At 45.1% G+C, this 20,058-nt stretch carries 15 protein-coding genes; 10 read left to right on the top strand and 5 right to left on the bottom strand.

Features of this window, described 5'->3' with window-relative positions; all coding sequences use genetic code 11:
• The first annotated feature begins 199 nt into the window (after positions 1-199).
• Genes GMES_RS12105 through GMES_RS12095 form a run of 3 tightly spaced genes read left to right on the top strand, consistent with a single transcriptional unit; the run spans position 200 to position 2,997 of the window.
• Positions 200-1,573, top strand: a complete 1,374-nt coding sequence (locus GMES_RS12105) for a DNA-3-methyladenine glycosylase 2 family protein (RefSeq protein ID WP_006992989.1) — start codon at positions 200-202, stop codon at positions 1,571-1,573.
• On the top strand, positions 1,573-2,076 hold the full coding sequence (locus tag GMES_RS12100; protein WP_006992988.1) for a methylated-DNA--[protein]-cysteine S-methyltransferase: 504 nt from the start codon (positions 1,573-1,575) through the stop codon (positions 2,074-2,076). Before GMES_RS12105 ends, GMES_RS12100 begins: the two co-directional genes overlap by 1 nt.
• An 18-nt stretch (positions 2,077-2,094) precedes the next feature.
• The gene (locus GMES_RS12095; RefSeq protein WP_006992987.1) at positions 2,095-2,997 is read left to right on the top strand and encodes a DMT family transporter; all 903 of its coding nucleotides are present in this window, start codon (positions 2,095-2,097) and stop codon (positions 2,995-2,997) included.
• 87 nt (positions 2,998-3,084) lie between these two features.
• Here GMES_RS12095 and GMES_RS12090 read toward each other — a convergent pair whose 3' ends face one another.
• Entirely contained in the window at positions 3,085-4,509 is a 1,425-nt protein-coding gene (locus GMES_RS12090) for a sensor domain-containing diguanylate cyclase (RefSeq protein WP_006992986.1), read from the bottom strand.
• A 390-nt stretch (positions 4,510-4,899) separates the two neighbouring features.
• Between GMES_RS12090 and glmU the strand changes: the two genes are divergently transcribed.
• From glmU to glmS, 3 genes are all read left to right on the top strand, one after another.
• The gene (glmU, locus tag GMES_RS12085) at positions 4,900-6,261 is read left to right on the top strand and encodes a bifunctional UDP-N-acetylglucosamine diphosphorylase/glucosamine-1-phosphate N-acetyltransferase GlmU (RefSeq protein WP_006992985.1); all 1,362 of its coding nucleotides are present in this window, start codon (positions 4,900-4,902) and stop codon (positions 6,259-6,261) included.
• Between the two features lie 123 nt (positions 6,262-6,384).
• The gene (locus GMES_RS12080; protein WP_033184654.1) at positions 6,385-7,164 is read left to right on the top strand and encodes a DeoR/GlpR family DNA-binding transcription regulator; all 780 of its coding nucleotides are present in this window, start codon (positions 6,385-6,387) and stop codon (positions 7,162-7,164) included.
• A gap of 3 nt (positions 7,165-7,167) precedes the next feature.
• Positions 7,168-9,000, top strand: coding sequence for a glutamine--fructose-6-phosphate transaminase (isomerizing) (gene glmS / locus GMES_RS12075; protein WP_006992983.1), 1,833 nt, complete (start codon positions 7,168-7,170; stop codon positions 8,998-9,000).
• Positions 9,001-9,606: 606 nt separating this feature from the next.
• Here glmS and GMES_RS12070 read toward each other — a convergent pair.
• Positions 9,607-10,209 carry a Tll0287-like domain-containing protein gene (locus tag GMES_RS12070; protein WP_006992982.1) on the bottom strand — a complete coding sequence of 201 codons (603 nt, stop codon included), beginning with the start codon at positions 10,207-10,209 and terminating at the stop codon, positions 9,607-9,609.
• 265 nt (positions 10,210-10,474) lie between these two features.
• A complete protein-coding gene (locus tag GMES_RS12065; protein WP_006992981.1) occupies positions 10,475-11,194 on the bottom strand; it encodes a PaaX family transcriptional regulator C-terminal domain-containing protein in 720 nt (239 codons plus the stop codon).
• 426 nt (positions 11,195-11,620) lie between these two features.
• On the opposite strand from GMES_RS12065, the gene GMES_RS12060 reads away from it, so the two are divergent.
• From GMES_RS12060 to GMES_RS12050, 3 genes are all read left to right on the top strand, one after another.
• A complete protein-coding gene (locus GMES_RS12060) occupies positions 11,621-13,267 on the top strand; it encodes an acyl-CoA dehydrogenase family protein (RefSeq protein WP_039987331.1) in 1,647 nt (548 codons plus the stop codon).
• Positions 13,268-13,514: 247 nt separating this feature from the next.
• The gene (locus GMES_RS12055) at positions 13,515-14,228 is read left to right on the top strand and encodes a DUF445 family protein (RefSeq protein ID WP_006992979.1); all 714 of its coding nucleotides are present in this window, start codon (positions 13,515-13,517) and stop codon (positions 14,226-14,228) included.
• Positions 14,229-14,833: 605 nt separating this feature from the next.
• The gene (locus GMES_RS12050) at positions 14,834-17,356 is read left to right on the top strand and encodes a response regulator (protein WP_006992978.1); all 2,523 of its coding nucleotides are present in this window, start codon (positions 14,834-14,836) and stop codon (positions 17,354-17,356) included.
• A 69-nt stretch (positions 17,357-17,425) separates the two neighbouring features.
• On the opposite strand, the gene GMES_RS12045 is transcribed toward GMES_RS12050, so the two are convergent.
• Both GMES_RS12045 and GMES_RS12040 read right to left on the bottom strand, forming a co-directional pair.
• Positions 17,426-18,319 carry a LysR family transcriptional regulator gene (locus GMES_RS12045; protein ID WP_006992977.1) on the bottom strand — a complete coding sequence of 298 codons (894 nt, stop codon included), beginning with the start codon at positions 18,317-18,319 and terminating at the stop codon, positions 17,426-17,428.
• Between the two features lie 137 nt (positions 18,320-18,456).
• Positions 18,457-19,221, bottom strand: coding sequence for an MBL fold metallo-hydrolase (locus GMES_RS12040; RefSeq protein WP_006992976.1), 765 nt, complete (start codon positions 19,219-19,221; stop codon positions 18,457-18,459).
• Positions 19,222-19,494: 273 nt separating this feature from the next.
• On the opposite strand from GMES_RS12040, the gene yjjX reads away from it, so the two are divergent.
• Positions 19,495-20,055 carry an inosine/xanthosine triphosphatase gene (gene yjjX / locus GMES_RS12035; RefSeq protein ID WP_006992975.1) on the top strand — a complete coding sequence of 187 codons (561 nt, stop codon included), beginning with the start codon at positions 19,495-19,497 and terminating at the stop codon, positions 20,053-20,055.
• The last annotated feature ends 3 nt before the right edge of the window (positions 20,056-20,058 follow it).

Below are 20,058 nucleotides of genomic sequence, written 5' to 3'. Positions count from 1 at the left end.
GCGTATTATCTGCTTTATTCCCTATCAAATTCAACAAGCAATTACGAAAGCCGAAACCGCAAGAGCTGCATACAGCTTTAGCCAAACTTTGGCCGAGCCAAGCAAAGAACAACATTTTTGCTTTGAGTTCCGTTTTCGACGCATAATAGCCACTCACCGGATTACCATTAGTCCATGGCTTAATACATTCGGTTCCCTCATGCTGACGATACAAGATTATCAACAAGCGAGACTTACCCGAGATCCTCGTTTCGATGGGCGTTTTTTTATAGCGGTCAAATCAACGGGGATCTTTTGCCGGCCAATTTGCCCAGCAAAGCTACCACATGAAGAAAACGTCGAATACTTCACCTTAGCACAGCAAGCCATGCTTGCGGGATATCGCCCCTGTTTACGCTGCCGCCCGGACAGTGCGCCGCATTCCCATGCATGGAACGGAGTTGATACTACGGTTAACCGAGCACTACGGATACTCGGCGAAAACCTACACCTAAGCATGACGACAATTGCAGAAAAACTCGGAATAAGCGATCGCTATTTACGCCAACTTTTTATTCAGCACATTGGTCTTAGCCCGAAACAATATCAAGTGTATGAACAAATTCTGTTTGCCAAACAATTATTGCAGCACACCCAATTACCTATCGAACATATTGCAGATGCTGCTGGCTTTAATGACGCTAGGCGTCTGCAATACAATATGCAGCGCGTCATGCGCCGTACTCCAAAGGAATTACGTATAAAACCGAGTAGCCTGATACAACCAATCGTCATCCCTTTAGCTTATCGCCCGCCGTACAACTGGCCCCACTTGCGTGACTTTCTAGCGCGCCGAGCAATATCAGGTAGCGAATGGGTGAGCCAAGATAGTTACGCACGTAATTTTACCGTCGGAACCAGCAAAGGTTATTTTCAGGCCCAGCATCAACCAGATAAACACTGCTTTCTCGTTACCTTAGCTATCGCTGATTTGCAGCAACTCAAGTGCTGTTTGAGTAACATTCGGCGCATATTAGACGTTGATGCGGATAGCGCGACCATTGACAACAGAATCGAATTAAGTGGCTTGCCTGCTAAAACTATTACCCCGGGTATACGTATTCCTGGTATATGGAATACCTTTGAAGCTGGGTGCAGAGCTATTCTTGGTCAACAAATATCAGTGACCGCGGCTATTAACTTAGTGACTAAGCTCGTGGCAACGCTCGGGGAGCCTGTACTTGATGAGCAGGGGCCATTGCCTGAACTTAACCGCTATTTTCCCACGCCTGATGCCGTCGCAAACGGTGATCTCAGTTTTTTAGGGATGCCCAACAGTCGTCGTGAGACCCTACGCCGTTTTGCTGCATTTTATGCCCAGCACCCTGATGCTCCACCCGATGATTGGTTATCAATTAAAGGCATTGGTCCATGGACAATTGCTTATGCTAATTTGCGTGGGCTATCCCAAGCGGATATTTGGCTTAACTCAGATCTAGTCATCAAAAAACAGCTACTTCTACACAACATAGATGCTGACAAAGTCAGCCCTTGGCGTAGTTATTTAACATTTACTTTATGGAGTCTCGCGTAATGGAAAACCGTACATCGTTGACCCCGCTGTGTACCTATTTGCCCACCCCCTGTGGCCTATTACAAATATGTGCGAGTAATGACGCTATCATCGCTATTACCTTTGTAGAGCATCAAGACACAGCAGCCACCAGCAATGCTTTATTGAAGCAAGCGAAACAGCAACTCAAAGAATATTTTGACCACGAACGTGAAGTGTTTGATTTGCCCTTAGCCCCCATCGGCACTGATTTTCAGAAAAATGTTTGGCAACAGTTACGTGCCATACCTTATGGTGTTACGTGTAGCTATGGCGATATAGCAAAGCAATTAAACAACCCTAACGCCGTGCGAGCGGTGGGCAGCGCTAATGGCAAGAATCCTATCTCGATTATCGTGCCTTGCCATAGAGTGATAGGGGCCAACGGCACACTGACGGGATACGCCGGTGGTTTAACACGCAAAGTCACTCTACTAAGACTAGAGAACCCACAATTTTCCGTTCCACCAGCAAAAATTAGCTGAATAAAACAGGGAGGTTAAATGCAATTACGCGATTTTATTGAGCTCGTCTTGCTTGCTAGCATTTGGGGGGCTGCATTTATTTTTACTCGCACCGCCACGCCTGAATTTGGCCCAATAAGCTTAATCACGATGCGAGCAGGTATTGCTAGCCTGATTTTGCTGCCGTTTGTGTGCAATCGCAACGCTATCAGTCAAATAACCCAGCATTGGCGCGGCATTTTAATTGTCGGGTTAACCAATACTGCCATCCCATTTTGTTTATTCAGCTACAGTTTATTACACATAGGAGCAGGATATGCCTCAGTGATGAACGCTACCGCCCCTATGTTTGGGGCCTTAATTGGCTGGCTGTGGCTAAAGCAGCGAATATCAAGTGTTGCAGTATTTGGACTGTTAATTGGTTTTATTGGAGTGGCAGTTCTTAGTGCAGCGCAGGCCGCCGCATTCGATAGCATTTCTATTTTGCCCACCTTAGCTACTTTAAGTGCCACCGCCCTATACGGCTATGCAGGCTGCTTTACCAAGCAACACTTAAGCGCTGTGGGTCCAATGGCGCTCGCTGCAGGTAGTTTGTTTGCAGCAACACTGTGTTTGTTACCGCTCAATATTTGGTTTATGCCTAGCACGCTTCCATCATCAAGCAGCTGGATTGATGCCATTGCCCTTGGCGCCCTTTGCACTGCATTAGCTTATTTAATGTATTTCAGATTAATCGCCAAAGTCGGCCCAAGCAACGCCCTGACTGTGGCTTATCTCATTCCTGCCTTCGGTATTATGTGGGGGATTGTTCTGTTGAATGAGACCTTAACACCTTCGATGTGGGTAGGCGTGATGTTAGTTATTTGCGGTGTGTTACTCGTCACAGGAGTGGCGACCCGCGTAATAGCAAGACATAGGCTAAAAGCCAAACCTGCCGCATGATGCTTTATCGGCTATGCAAACTAACATATATCTGCATAGCCATATATAAAGCACCAAGCGCTTAACCTTACAATGCAGGTTGAAGAATTAATGCTCTTCAATCAATTGCAGGCGTACCACGTTTCGCCCTTCTTGCTTCGCCGCAAAAAGCGCATCGTCGGCAGCGGCAATTACTTCGTTTATCGCCCGAGGAATAGCCGTGAACGACACCCCAAAACTGGCTGTCATTTGAATAGACATGCTACCCGTCGTTATTGTCATATTAGCGAGGCGATTGCGCACGGTTTCTGCTACATCTACCGCTTCATGAGGGCCTGTATTGGGCAGTAACAACAGGAATTCTTCGCCGCCCCATCGCCCAATAATATCCTGCTCTCGAAGCTCTAACTGCAGCATTGATGCAATTTGGCGTAACACAATATCCCCTGCCTTACGCCCATGGGTTTCGTTAACAGATTTAAAATTGTCGAGATTGATAAGCACCAAGCTGACAGAAGATTTCTCGTACATCAAGCCATCGAATTTAAGGGACATGCTAGCGCGATTGGGCAGCTCAGTTAACACGTCTATTTGACGTGTCTTTTGCATGTCTTTCTTAAAGTAATACAACAGGTTATATATGATCAAAAATAGGCCAAAAATAAGCACTAATAAGGTCACTATGCTGAAGATAAAGCCCCGGCTTATCTCTGTTTGACGCGATTCAAGCGGCGTCATCAAATACAGTGTCCAATCGAAAGGTTGAATATTTAATTCAGCAATCAAGAAATCGTAGCCGTTTATTTTAACCAATAAATTATTAAGCGAACCCGCTTGCTCTTCTTCCGACAAATCTTTGAACCAAGGCAATTCAGTTAAATTGGTAAACTTTGAATTAGCCGCGACTAATTTGGGATCAGACGACAAGGTGATGTTTCTGTCTTGGTCCGCAAAGATAAAATCATAACCATAAGTTTCTTTGTAACGCGCGAAAATATCCAAAAAGCTTCTTAGGCTTTTACCTACACCGAAAAATCCAAGAAAATTCTGCTCCTCATCAAAGACTTTTAAATCGATATAAAAGTGAGTGTCTTCCCACTTACCAATATCGGCTATTTCATTCTGAGCTGACTCTTTATATTTAAAATACCAACTCACATCCCCTTCGACCAATTCCGTGGTTGTGCCATCGGAATAGTATTGGCGACGACTCTTTTCACTGGCGATAAAGAAATTCATTCCAAATTCACGGTGCAACCGTTTGAGGCTAGCAAACACCGCGTCTTCATCAACTGTCTGTGCGCCCATGAGATCTTGCAATTCTTTTGCTTTAACAAGGGTTTCAGAAATATGCAGTGGCTTCATTAATTGCTGCACAATGAGCTCTACCGCTGGGGAATGAGACTGCTGCTGCGCGCGGCTTTGCTCGGCGACGATTTTAGACACACTAAAGTGCACCAAGGTAACGATGGATACAACCACAACGACAAAGAGCAGCAAAATACTGCGATGTAAGGTTCGAAAGATATTCACAAACTACCCTGTATAAAATAAACCAAAAAACTGCTTATTAGTCTGCCCTGTTACTCATTAACTGTAGCATCACTAATTATTTGTTCACGTTAAACTAAACACATGTGTTTAACCAACTAAATTAAAAATTGGCAACACATTTATGCAGTAAAACACATCTATTACCATACAACCTATCGGTCAAAGCAAAAAGGTAGGTAAAGTTACCCCAATGAGAACACTATACGCAAGCATCAAAAGTAAACACATTGTACTTTGGTTGCAAAATATTAGTTTGGTTCGTTAAACAGTAAAAAAGGATACGTCTTGGAGTTTAACAGAGATCAAGCGCTGGTAGTTTTTGCTTGCATCAGTAAAATACCTTGGAATTTAAATGACTCAGGATACTAAATGGCATTTTCAGTGGTAATACTCGCAGCAGGCAAGGGAACTCGAATGAAGTCTTCCATGCCCAAGGTTTTACATCCTATTGGCGCAAAACCTATGGTGCAGCGCATCATTGACACCGTAAATCAATTGGGTGCCAATTCTATAAATTTAGTATACGGCCATCAGGCAGAGCAATTACAACAAGCATTGGGTCACAATGCGCTGAACTGGTGCTTACAAGCTGAACAATTAGGAACAGGTCATGCCGTTCAGCAAGCCGTGCCACATATTTCTGACAATGAAGATGTGCTCATTCTGGTAGGTGACGCTCCGCTGATTAAAGTGAATACCCTGCATTCACTGCTACAAACAAAAGCCGAAGCAGACGTAGCATTGCTAACTGTAAACGTTGCCGACCCAACAGGCATGGGGCGTATTATTCGCCAAGGCGACAATGTTACCGCGATTGTTGAGCATAAAGATGCCAGTGACGCCCAGCGCCAAATCAGTGAAATAAACACAGGTATGATGGTACTTAATGGCAAAGATTTAAAACGCTGGCTTGCCAATTTAAATAGCAACAATGCCCAGGGTGAATTCTACCTTACCGATGTCATTGAAATGGCAGCCAATGAAGGCAAAGTCATTAAAGCTGCTCAACCAAGTAGCGAAATTGAAGTTGAAGGTATAAATAACCGCAAACAACTGGCCGCTATCGAGCGCGCATTTCAATTTGAACAAGCTCAAGAGCTGATGATGCAAGGTGTTAGCTTGCTTGACCCCCACCGTTTTGACTTGCGGGGTGACATCATAGTAGGCCAAGACATCAGCATAGACGTGAATGTGGTTATCGAAGGCACAGTCAAAATTGGCTCCAATGTCACCATAGGCCCCAACTGCATACTTAAAGATTGTGAAATTGCAGATGGCGCGACCATCGAAGCCAATAGCATGTTAGACCAAGCCATAGTCGGTGAAAATTGCTCTGTCGGTCCATACGCACGCTTACGCCCAGGTGCGGTGATGCATGAAAATGCACGCGTTGGCAATTTTGTCGAAATGAAAAAAACCACACTAGGCAAAGGTTCAAAAGCTAATCATTTAACTTATTTAGGTGATACTACCGTTGGAATAGGCGCCAACATCGGCGCAGGTACCATCACCTGCAACTACGATGGTGTAAACAAGTCAAAAACCATTATTGGTGATGGCGCATTTATTGGTTCTAACAGTGCTTTAGTGGCCCCGGTGCAGATTGGTAACATGGCTACCGTTGGTGCGGGCTCGGTGGTAACGAAAACTGTCGCCGATGAAGAATTAGCGATTGCTAGAGCAAAACAGCGAAACGTTAGTGGTTGGCAACGCCCTACTAAGCCTGAATAAAAGCCGCCGCCAGAAAATGTGAAACCTCCAGCTCCTTTGGAGGTTTTTTTATTTCTAACACCTTAGTATAAGAAGCAAAAGAAAGGCTTTATCTTTCATTTCGAAACATATATATTTCGAAATATGCAAAAACGAAACACACAACAACGACGCCGAGCGATTGTAGACCGCCTTCACACGCACCGCGAAGTGATGGTGGATGAACTGGCGAAGCTTTTCTCTACCTCAGAGGTCACTATCCGTAAAGATCTCACTGAGCTTGAAAACAATGGTCTGTTATTGCGCAAATTTGGCGGAGCAGTGCCGCTGCCGCAAGACTCGTCTGAATTATCCAGTGAAAAACTATCTGCGCGTAAAATAGCGATTGCTAAAGCCGCCGCCACCCTGATTAAAGATCATAACCGCATCATCATTGATAGTGGCAGCACCACAGCTGCCCTAATTCCTGAGCTGGCAAGTAAGCTAGGTTTGGTAGTCATGACAAACTCACTGCATGTAGCCAATTCACTGCTGGAAACCGAAAACGAGCCAAAAGTGTTGATGACAGGTGGCACGTGGGATCCTCAATCACATGCATTTCAAGGCAAAATGGCTGAACAAGTGCTACGCGCATACAATTTCGACCAAGCCTTTATCGGCGCAGCAGGTCTCGATTTACAAAAGGGATCAACCACGTTCAACGAGTTGACCCAATTAACCCAAGTCATGGCTGAAGTCTCTAGCGAGGTCGTGGTCATGGCTGAATCAGAAAAACTACAACGAAAAATACCTAATGTTGAATTGCCTTGGCAGGCGATATCGGTACTGGTAACCGATGATTTAATTGCACAAAGCGATAAACAACATATTGAACAACAAGGCGTGAAGGTTATTTGCGCAACAACTAAGTCATTTGGAGCATAACGTATGTGTGGGATTGTTGGCGCAATAGCCGAACGTAACGTAGTAGAAATTTTACTAGAAGGGCTAAAACGCCTTGAATACCGCGGATACGATTCCGCTGGTGTTGCCTTACTCGATGGCGAAGGCAACTTAACCCGCACTCGTCGTATTGGTAAAGTAAAAGAGCTGGCCGACGCCTTACATAACAATCCAGCCAAAGGCAGTGTAGGTATTGCCCACACGCGCTGGGCTACTCATGGCGGTGTGACTGAAGCCAATGCCCACCCACACTTTTCAAGTGAGCGTATTGCAGTCGTGCATAATGGCATCATCGAAAACTACCAACACCTGCGTGCTGAATTATCAGCCAAAGGCTATGGTTTCACGTCTGACACTGACACTGAATCCATTGCGCATCAGGTACATTATGAACTAGATCAAGGTGTAGATTTACTGCAAGCGGTGCAAATGGCTGTGAGTAAATTTGATGGGGCGTACGGCACTGTCATTGTTGATAAGCACGACCCAGAGCGCATGATTGTTGCCCGCTCAGGCAGCCCACTTGTGATTGGTTTTGGTATCGGTGAGAACTTTATTGCCTCAGACCAAATGGCGTTACTGCCTGTTACCCGTCGCTTCATGTACCTTGAAGAAGGTGATGTAGCCCAAGTGACCCGCACCAGCGTCACAGTTTACGACCAAAGCGGTCAAGTCGTCGAGCGTGATATTGTTGAGTCAGATGTAGAGCACGATGCTGGCGACAAAGCAGGCTATCGCCATTACATGCTCAAAGAAATTCATGAGCAACCCACTGTAGTACGTAACTGCCTACAAGGGCGCTTAGGCGAGTACGACATCAGCCCGAATATTTTTGGTCAAGACGCGGACGAGGTGCTTGCCAACATCAAGCACGTACAAATTGTTGCCTGCGGTACCAGCTACCACTCAGGCATGACCGCCAAATATTGGTTAGAAGAATACGCCAATGTGTCATGTAACGTTGAAATCGCTTCTGAGTTTCGCTACCGCAAGTCATTCGTTCACCCAAACAGCCTGCTAGTTACCATTTCTCAGTCAGGTGAAACCGCCGATACCCTAGCCGCTTTGCGCCTAGCAAAAAGCTTAGGCTACACCTCAAGCTTAACTATATGTAACGTGCCAGGATCCTCGCTTGTGCGCGAATCAGACCTCGCCTTTATGACCCTTGCAGGGGCGGAAATCGGCGTGGCATCAACCAAAGCGTTTACCACCCAGTTAACCGGTTTCTTAATGTTGACGTTAGCATTGGGCAAACATAACGGCATGGCAGAGGCCGACCATAAAGCCATTGTTGATGGTTTGCATAGCTTGCCAAGTAAACTTGAAGAAACCCTCAGCCTAACTCAAGGCATCAAAGATTTAGCTGAAGAGTTCGCCGACAAACACCACAGCTTATTTCTAGGTCGTGGCGATCAATACCCTATCGCAATGGAAGGTGCGCTTAAGCTCAAAGAAATTTCATATATACACGCAGAAGCCTACGCATCTGGTGAGTTAAAGCACGGCCCACTTGCTTTAATCGATGATGAAATGCCAGTGATTGTAGTCGCCCCGAATAATGAGCTATTAGAAAAGCTAAAATCAAACGTAGAAGAAGTGCGTGCCCGCGGTGGCATCATGTATGTATTCGCCGATAAAGAAGCCCACTTCAAAAGCGATAAAACCATGCGCGTGATCAACGTTCCACACTGTGAAGCGGCCATCGCGCCAATTATCTACACCCTGCCATTGCAGCTACTGTCCTACTACGTCGCTATTATCAAAGGCACAGATGTAGACCAACCGCGCAACTTGGCGAAGTCGGTCACAGTAGAGTAAGTCATTGATTTAAAAGATCTTTTGTGCGATCGAATTAAAGTTTGGAACTTGGAATTAAAGTTTGGAACTGGCTCACATGAGCTGGTTTCAATCCATTTTGATTAAAATACACCGATGTTTCGTTTATTAGAAAAATACAATTTAGATCGAAGTTGTCATTATATACTCAACGCTTGCCTGTGAATGTGAGCGCTCATTATCTGATTAGCCTGAGAGGAAGATCCTGCGAGAGGTTTATATAAACATCGATACGGCTCCAAAAGCGATAATTGACTGATCTTCCCCCAACAACCTAGACCCCATATATTTAAATTGATGAGTGGTCATTGTTTCGTGCGAATCAGTTTCAAACATTAATACCACACATTTTAATTTGGATTAAAGTGCAGGTTTCGATAGTTTCAAACTTTATCGAAGTGATAGAAAATCGACCCACACAAAACCGCGGTGTGCGCGCGGTTTCAGTTTCAAAGTGCTTCAACCTATCGCTTACTATAAAAAGAAAGTGTAATGCGGAATTGATGCTAAACCTCCAAACGACAACTAAAAGTAACTCAAAAAGTAACTACAAAGAACTGCTGCTCAAAATGGGGCATCATAACGGCTTCACAACACTTTTTGCAGGGTAAATGCGCCGCGAATATCACCTACGGTGAAGCCCAGAGCTTCATCATAAGGGTACAACGCATCAATTTTTTCTTTCACACTGGGCGCTACGCTGCTGCCATGACAATTTAAACACAGCCCGCCGGTTGGAATGGCTTTCATATAGCGAAAGACAGTTTGCCCTTTGTCTTGTATCGTTGAATACGTATCGATATTGCCTACCGGCTCACCCGCGTCTTTACGTTGCTCGAAGCGTTGTAGGTTGGCTAACTCCCAGTTATCAGGACTATTAAGTGCATTGCGAGGTTTTAATGAAGTACGTTCAACCTTCCAGTCTGACTGCGCTGCGAGCCGAGATGAAATAGCGGGGGCCTCAATATGACACGCATCCAGCGCATTAGTTAACCCACCCTGCTCAATGGCGGCCGAAAGTGTGCTTTTAAGCGTTTGACTGAATTCTTTAATCAATAAACGCGCTTCTTTTACCTCGCTCTCTTGAGCCGATACCCCTGCGTTAACCGTGCCTGCATTAACAGTGAACGCGCTAAAGCAAATCGGCAATGCAAGGATAATGGTACGGATAAAACGAATTAATGTAGTCATGTGATTTCCTTTTACTATGAGCCAATGTTCAATATCGTATTTGCGAAACGTCGTGACCGGATAAAAGCGTAGCCGGTAAATTGCGTAGCCGGTAAATAGCGCGACCGGACAATATGCTGACAGCCCAATACCGCGGCAGCCTATAAATGCCCTTATGAGATGAACACACTACTTGAGCTTAGCCAAAAATATCTCATCCCATTTGATTTCGAACAATTTGTTAGTGCCTGTACAGTCTAATGAACTTTACTACTGTAAATAATGTTTACTGGGCCAAAAACCGAAACCAAATACGTTCACCCACTTCATCATACTCACGCACCTTGTTTCTAAATTGCTGACGAAGTGCCACATCAGCAAGCGGTGCAGGAAGCAGCGGATCAAATACAAGTTGCTGCAGTGCGTTGTCACCCACTAAATAGGACTCTTTAGCTGCCTCATCTACTGCCAGAGTGGGTAAACGTTCTAAAGAGTCCTCTAGCTCCTGCAAACCTTGACGATAGCCGGCTTCAAGGGCGTTCGCATCCCACAGGGATTTCGCTTTTTTTTGCAAGTCTGATGCGAAGTCGCTGGCGCTAAATACAGGTGCGGTGGGCTCTAATCCGAGATCTAGTAACCTTGTACGCACAAAATCAGTACCTTGCGCAAAATTACTCGGCCGTACGTACAGATCGTGTATGAGCTGTTGCATACCCATCATGTGCAAGGCTCGCTGGCGTATTCGCAAAGCACTGCGATTAGTTTTTCCTAAACCGTGGGTTGTGGCTACAACCCAATCACCTTGCCAATCACATAAGCTGGATTCTGCTTCTCGCCACGCGTTAACCTGTTTGGCTAACTGCTGACCTTTCTCGCCGAGCTGATAATCACCTCGCTCGACGATTTTTAGCAAATGACTCGACACTAACCTTGTGAGTGTAACGCGAACATTGTTTTCAGAAATACCAAACAACGCCCCCACGCGAACTGCATTAGCGGCATTCATTTTGACGTTGCCCCTGGAGCCAATTAAATTCAGTAAAAGTGACCTAGGCCTAGGTTTTATTGGCCTTATGGGTTTCGATTGAGGCAACATAAATGCACAGCACTCTGGTTATTATGGATACAAGTAAATTCAAGGTTTAGTTAATAACTTGAGCTTTCACTTCAAGCCAAAGCCTATTAATACGTGATGACTAAACGCTGATGGGTGAGCGCACAGGTTAATACGCAAACGGCCTGAAAACAATTTTACTCTTCAGCATGAATAACTTGCGGGTGATTCAAAGAAACGTTCGTTAACGCATAAATACATTCGACAAAACATATGTGTTTTAACCCATCATAAACGCGACCAAAGATACATTACAATTATTGACACATTAATATTGAAAGTGTAATTTTGTATGATTCTCGTACACTGGAAAGCGTTATGTCAGATTCTGATCTCTATGCAACTCATACGGTTGAAAACCAGCCTCAGGTACTTTTACCTTATAATCTTTGGTCTGCTGATCGAATGTTGGTGCATGCGGTGCAGCAGAACCACAGTGACTTACCTACAAGTACATTAACGGACTTTGGCAATATTGCCGGTGACCAGCTCATGAATGCTGGCGAATTGGCTAATAAAAACAAACCACACTTTCAGCCATTCGATCGCTATGGGCGCAGAATTGACAACGTTGAGTTTCACCAGGCTTATCACGAATTAATGCGCGAGGCGATGACTGCCCAAGTACATGCTTACTCATGGAAAAACGAATCTACAACAGGTTCACATGTGATTAGAGCTGCTTTGCTATTTATGCACAGCCAAGCGGATGCGGGAACTACTTGCCCACTCACCATGACCCATGCAGGTGTGGCTGCCCTAAGAAACGCGCCCGACTTGCCACGCTACTGGGCAGATAAAGTGATCAGTGGCGAATACGACCCTCGTTCAATACCAGCAAGTCAAAAGCGTGGTATTACCTTGGGCATGGGTATGACAGAAAAACAAGGCGGCTCTGATGTACGGCGTAATACCACTCGCGCAGACATTCAAGCTGACGGAAGCTACCGGATCACGGGGCATAAGTTTTTCTTTTCGGCGCCCATGTGCGATGCCCACCTAATTTTAGCGCAGAGTACAAAAGGCTTAAGCTGCTTTTTGCTGCCGCGCATTTTAGAAGACGGCTCGCTAAATCACGTTAGAATTCAGCGCCTAAAAGACAAATTAGGGGATTGGAGCAATGCCTCCTCAGAGGTGGAGTTTCAAGGTGCCACAGCACATCTAGTAGGGGAAGAAGGACGAGGTGTGCCCGTTATTATTGATATGGTGTCCCTTACTCGCCTTGACTGCATGATTGGCTCAACGTCTTTAATGCGCCAAGCATTAGTGCAGGCGCTGCATCACACTCAGCACCGAGAGGCCTTTGGCGCAAAACTTATAGAACAACCATTGATGAAAAACGTACTGGCGGATCTCACCTTAGAAGTCGCCGCCAGTTTAGCCTTAACCATGCGCGTTGCTCGCGCCGTTGATTTGGCTAAAGCCAATCAGCACGAAGCGCATCTTTCACGCATTGCCACTGCCATCGGAAAATATTGGATATGCAAACGTACTCCTGCCTTTGTAAATGAAGCGCAAGAATGTTTAGGCGGTATTGGCTATGTGGAAGAAAACATTCTGCCGCGTTTATATCGCCAAGCGCCCTTGAACTCGATATGGGAGGGCAGCGCCAATGTACAATGTCTCGATGTGCTTCGTGCGCTACGCAAAGAACCTGAGGCCATTAATGCACTGTTTGTTGAACTGCAAAAAGCCGTCGGTAAGAACAGCGCATACGATAAGCACATAGAAAATCTTAAAGCTGCCTTTGACGAGCAAGAAACCCTTGAAATACGGAGTCGTTTGTTGGTGGAGAAAATGGCACTCGCACTGCAAGGTGCCTTGCTGTTAAACGCGGATGACAAAGACATGGCTGAGGCATTTTGCCTAGCTAGATTGGGCAAACAGCAAGGGTTGGTATTCGGGACGCTTCCCGCTAGCGTGCCTTTTGATGAAATCATACAGCGGGGCATTCTCGAAAATTAAACGGTTATATTTGACAACCACATACCGAGAAATGGCGGCGGTTTTCAGCACGACGAGGGCACTTTCCCCAGTTGAAAGTTGCTGAGAGGGCAAACACTGGCAGTTCATTTACTGACTAAGATTGGTGTAGCTTCATTCATTAGCGAATCCTGTTGTCACCCTACCCGCTGCCCTGCTAGCATAGCGCCAATTTGGTACCACAGCGCTTATTCGCGCGTTATTTACACCCATTCTTTAAGGAGCGATTTTGAACAAAAGTATCCTAACCAATGTAGTTGCCCTGCTATTACTAATTTTGGGTTTAGTGTTAGAAAATATGATGGTTACCACCATAGGCGTATTTGCTTTATCTGGTGCAGTAACGAACTGGCTTGCGGTACACATGTTGTTTGAGAAAGTGCCGCTTTTATACGGTTCAGGTGTTATCCCGTCACGCTTTGAAGAGTTTAAAGCTGGAATACGTGAGCTGATGATGACGCAGTTTTTTACTGAGCAAAACATTGCTCGCTTTCTAAACAGTGACAACCAGCAACTTAAGATTGACTTAGCCCCAGTACTAGAAAAGGTCGATTTAGAGCCCACGTTTGACTCCTTAGTTGAGGTCATTAATGCATCTTCATTCGGCAGCATGCTGGGTATGTTCGGTGGCGCAGAAGCCCTCACTCCGCTGAAACAGCCCTTTGTGGAGAAAATGAAAACCTCCCTGATTGAAATAAGCCGGGATGAGCGTTTTCTGGAGACGTTAAGCAATCAGTTAGAACAGCCAAATGTGATGCATGACGTGCAACAAAAAATTGAATCGATTGTTGAGCAACGCTTAAATGAACTTACCCCTAAAATGGTCAAAGACATTATTCAAGCCATGATCAAGAAACATTTAGGTTGGTTGGTTGTATGGGGTGGTGTATTTGGTGGACTCATAGGGCTAGTGGGGTTGCTCGCGATGAATCTAGCTGCCTAGAGCAATGAAATATGTATAACCTTCCGTAAAGCTCAAGCCGTGCATATCTTGCGGGCGCTTTACGGAAGGCTTTTTGGACAACTTAAGCAACTCCTATTAGGTGCCCTTTATGAGGGCACGCTTTAAGGACATTTTTAAACGCTATTTCGAAAGCCCATTTTTCGAAAATACTCATGTTTTCATTTCGCCCTTGCTATTAATACCCTCTAAGCTGTTTATCAGAGCACATCGACCGCTCAAAACCCCTTTCCATATGAGAGGCAGACACAGACATATCAAACACCTTGCCTCATATTCGACTAGTATTTTACATTAACCCTCAAATGCACTTGCAAACAATTCTCATTTAGATTAAATTAATCCTGCCTGTTTGATACTGAGTTTCACTGGTCCTGGCTTGGTGTCACATTTGTGGCAGATATTTCAAAATGAAATATCTGCCATTTTCTCTTTTCTAAAAAGCGTCAATAACGCACTAATTGCAAATATTTGAGCCGCAAATATTGAAATATAGTCATCCGAGGAGTACGGTGCAGAGTGTGGTATGCAGTGGCAAATGAATTGCCCATACCTGCCTTAAGAAGCACTTAAACGGATGACATGGAATGAAGTATCTTGCTAGTGGTAAAATGGCTAATGTCGTTTTTTGGTTAACCTTCGTGGTGGGTAGTGCCATCGGATTATTGCTGTTCAATCAGGGGGTATCGTCTTACCGTACCCAAGAGCTGAACCATGCTCAACAGCACTTACAGCAATTTGTCGCCCGGTACGATGTGGCCCTGCAACAAACCGTTGAACGCAGTACTAAATTAGCTGATGCGGTACATCTCAATAGCCCCTTAAAAGCGGCCCAGCTAAGTCAATTTATTCATTTGGTTTATCCCAAAGCCAATGATGTCGCGGAAATTTACCTGTTTAGCGATAATGCTGCCCTGCCGCGCTTTCACTATGCGCCTGATACCGGACTCAGTCAGCTCGTTGACGAATTAGCACCCTACATTCAACCTTACCTTATTGCCGCTCGCAAACTGGGGACAACCCAAGTTTCGCCTATCATTGCCGCACATAATTCAGCGGTTAAATCTCCAATGATTGTTGTAGTAAATCCTATTGCTGAAGGAGAGGAGAAAGCTCTAAACGCAGCAACTTTTCTGATCACCGTTCATCAAGTGGCATCCCTTACAGATGCGCTTCCTAATGAGGCGGGTCGCGAACATTTCGCCTATATTTTGGCCGATCACGAGCAAAATCACTATGTATTCCCTGATAACAAAATGCTCGACAGTGCGCCTAGTGTTGATGCAAAGCGTACTGACATTCCAGACCTAAATGTACCGCTTAGTATACTCGGCAATCAGTGGCAGCTCTGGGTATATCCGCCAACACGACACGTTAAACCGGTTGATTTTATTTATTACGTGTATTTGGCCTTATCTATTGTCGGTAGCTTTGTAGTCGGTTTTTTATTGCGCTATGCATTACAACAACACAGGGGACTTTACCTACAACTCTTGCGACAATCACGGGAAGTTAAACGCGTTACGCATTCGTTAAATGATACTGAAATAGCGTTAGCAGCCAGTGAAAAAACTGCAGCCTGGGCGGTCAGCGGGCGAACGCAATTCATGACCACATTGAGCCATCAAATCCGTACCCCTGTAAATGGTATCTTAGGTATGACCGATTTGTGCATGCAAACTGAGTTGAGCCTAAAGCAGCAAGACTACCTACGTAAAATTACTGCTTCGGCTGAACATCTCAATTCAGTATTGGGGGATTTATCTGATTTCGCGTTGTTGGAATCTGGCGAACTGCAACTTGCTGAACAACCATTTTCATTGCATGAAATTGTAGATAGTTTATACGCCATGTTGTCTAAAGAGGCACAAGATAAAGGGTTAGTGTTTAATATTACGTTGCCTCACACAGTGCACTGCGATCTCATCGGAGATCGCAGACGATTAAGCGAAATTATGCTGAATCTATGCATTAATGCAATTGAGCAAACTAGCAGTGGCCATATTCATTTAGTCATCAGCACAGACAACCAACAAACAGAGCAAGACCCACTTCTACATGATAGTGATTACACGTTAAACATCATGGTTACCGATACCGGGGCTGGCATAAATCAAGAAGATATCAACCAACTCTTTAGCCAAGGACAACCTTTAAAGCAGAATCACAATGCTGGTGGCAGACTGGGCTTAACCATAAGCCAACAATTGTGCCAGTTGATGGGCGGTGAAATTGTTGTATCAAGTCAGCTTGGCATCGGCAGCTGTTTTACCGCCAGCGTTAAGTTGAAACTCAATAACCTGATTATTACGTCACCAGAAAAAGTCATGCAGCTATCGGCGCCGCAGCGCATCGTCGTCGTCGATGACAACCCTATTTCTTTAATTATGTTAGAAAATGCACTCAGTACAATGGGCGCCGAAGTAGCAACCTTTCAATCCGCCAGTGATGCGCTTGAGGCCTTAATAGAGAATGACCAGCCTGACATTATTTTACTTGATTGGGTGATGCCACAAGTAGGCGGTTTAGCTTTCCTATCTCGATTACAGCAGTTAAAAGTACAGATCACCAGCCGAATACTGGTCTTAACCGCCTACGATGCAAAAAGTATCTCGCGCATGACGCAGCAGTTTTCAGTTGAGCGCATTTTAAGTAAACCCTGTCGCAATGAAGAACTGTTTCACATCATTGAAAATACGGAAATGATAGCAAGCGAAGAAGACAACAGCCCATTGGATGGATTAGTCGTGCTAGTCGCTGAAGACAATATGATTAACCAAGAGATCATTAGTGAGCTTCTGCAACAGGAAGGAGCCGAGGTGCTGCTTTCGAACGATGGCCAACACTGCATAGATGAGCTCAAGCGTGCAGAAAAAGTGGATATTGTCTTGATGGACATCAATATGCCCGTCATGAACGGCCTTGCTGCGTTGAAAGTGATCCGCGGGGAATTGGGGATGGCTGACTTACCCATTGTTGCCCTTACGGCCAATATATTCGAGCAAGATAAACAACAGTACATACAAGCTGGAATGAACGAACATCTAGGCAAGCCTTACGACCGAGGCGAAATTGTTCGATGTATATTGCGCCTCACGCAAAAAGCATAATTAATCTATTTAATCGACTGTTGCACTAAGCCACGTTAATAAGTGAGCACTTATTAACGTGGAATGATTTTAGATTAAATGGTCGGTTTTCTTAGCGATTTCAATAAACGTGTTCTGATATTCAGGTCTTGCTTCACCGGCCCTAAACCCCAAGTGAATATTCTTAAATATTCCCTTTTTACCCAATCTAACGGGCACAATAGGTAAATCTTTTTGATGCTGTTCCACCAGCCATTTGGGTAGTGCAGAAACACCTCGCCCCGCACTGACCATTTGCAACATGATTTCTGTTGTTTCAATCGTTCTATGTCGCTTAACGCTCGCACCTGCTGGGGTTAAAAATTGGCTGAATATATCCAAGCGACTTGCCTCTACGGGGTACGTTATTAGCACGTCGTCACTGAGATCCTGCGGCTGCACCCACGATTGCCCCGCAACAGGGTGCGATTCAGGCACAACTAATACGTGCTCGTATTCAAATACTGGTAAGTACTCTAAACCTTTTTGAAATAATGGATCTGGGGTGACCAGCATATCAATATCGTAGCCCAGCAACGCCCCTAACCCACCGAATTGAAACGCTTGGCGCACATCAACGTCCACGTCAGGATATTGCTGCAAAAATGGGGATACGACTTTCAATAACCATTGATAACAGGGGTGGCATTCCATACCGATGCGCAGTGCGCCGCGTTGGCCTTGGGCAATCTGCTGGATCACTTGTTCACTGTGTTCGAATTGCGGTAACACCCGGTTGGCCAAATTGAGCAACCCCTGCCCAGCTTGAGTTAAACGCAAGCGGCGACCGTCTTTTTGCCACACTGGCGCACCTAAATGCACTTCAAGTTTTTTGATACCATGACTCAGAGCTGATTGCGTCAAATGCAGGGCGTTGGCGGCTTCGGTTAATGTACCATGTTTGTCAACAGCGTGGATAATGGCTAAATGATGGCGCTCTAGCATAATGGCAGAACCTATGAGTAAAATTCATCTAATATTAAAAATATACCATTAATTTCATTTGGGACTGTCTAAATTTACTGAACAAATGTTAGATACTAGAAGCCAAAAAGCCAAATGCTCAGGACTAGACTTACGTTTTACGTTCGTGCTGATTTCTTCAAACCTAACGCCCGCCGGCCTTTTGCTTTGATCACTCGCCAAGGCGTTTGCGGCCCTCTGGGTACACTGGCCTGTAAGTGCTGGTAATCAGCATCGTCCAATTGCACTTCACCGCCGTGAGCCAACAAAATAGATTCTGGGCGCATTGCCATAAGCCGCTCAATTGAGTTTCCATACACTTCGGGGAAAAACACTGGAAAAGGCGGAATAAAGCGACTTTTCACTTTAACCACCAAATCAGCCACGTACATGCGCTGACTTGGCATATGCATAACCGATAAATCACGGTCTGTATGCCCTGGTGTTTCATACACGCACCACTCATCAAAGCCAGGTATAGTCTGCTTATCAACAAGTTTGATGTCTGGTTTAAGAGTTTTGGCGTACCACATACTTCTGCGCTCACGCCCCATTCGGTTGGCGACCCAACGTGCAAGCATTAAATCTGTGACGAACATAAGCCAACCTGTTACGCCTTTATACCAAGAGTGCTCAACGTCACTAGCGATTATCTTGCAACCAACCAGTTTTCTTAATGTGTGCGCTGCACCAGCGTGATCTGGATGCATGTGAGTAACCACTACCACTTTCAAATCACTGAAAGGACGATTCAACTCTTGAGTAATAAAATCTCGCAGGGTATCGACATCGGCACGGGTACAGCCGTCCAGCAACATAAGGCGGTCTGGGTATTCAACTAAATATATTGACTGAATATAACCCTGTAAATGATGTAACTTCATAACTCTAACTGCTCTTTTAGCTTTATATTGCGCAGTAACTAGCATACTGGTCATGCCAGTGAAATCGAACTTTTTGTTGTAAATAGTTAAGCCAAATAAAATGATATAAACCCGATAGCACAATGGCTGCAGTGAATATAAGACTCACTTCCAACTGCCTACATCAGTGGATATTTCATCCCCAGCGCAGAATCTTCAGCCATTTTACTGTGCTACCCTTCTCCACTTCGAACAATACAACGTTTTATCTGCAACTCTTTTAAGGAAACGACCTTGCATCAATCTCAAATTTCTACAACGCTGCACGTAGTCGTCGGCTCTCAAAATCCAGTGAAAGTGAACGCCGCCAAAAACGCTATCAGTATGCTTTACCCTGAACATGAAATAACGTGCGAAGGTATGCATGCCCCCTCAGGCGTAGCCGAACAGCCCATGACCAGTGAAGAAACTCGCATAGGTGCTATTAATCGGGTCAATTATTGTCAAGCCAATGCAAAAGCAGATTTTTATGTGGCGATGGAAGGCGGCGTCGATAAATTCGAATACGGCCCAGCTACGTTTGCTTATATCGTTATCGCTAATCACCAGCGCAAGTCTATTGGCCGGGGCGCAATTATGCCTATTCCTGAACCTGTTTATCAAGCCTTAGCCAGTGGCGAAGAACTAGGCCCGTTAATGGATAAGCTATTTAACACCAACAACGTGAAACAAAAAGGTGGGGCGATAGGGTTGCTGACCAACGGAAATGCCACTCGAGAAGGCAATTACACTCATGCAATGGTGTTAGCAATGGCGCCATTTTTACACCCTGAACTGTATCCTGTTAAAAATTGACAA

Source organism: Paraglaciecola mesophila KMM 241, from assembly GCF_000315015.1.
GTDB lineage: Bacteria > Pseudomonadota > Gammaproteobacteria > Enterobacterales > Alteromonadaceae > Paraglaciecola > Paraglaciecola mesophila.
The sequence above is the reverse complement of the archived record's forward strand: the minus strand, read 5'-3'. Positions and strand labels throughout refer to the sequence as shown.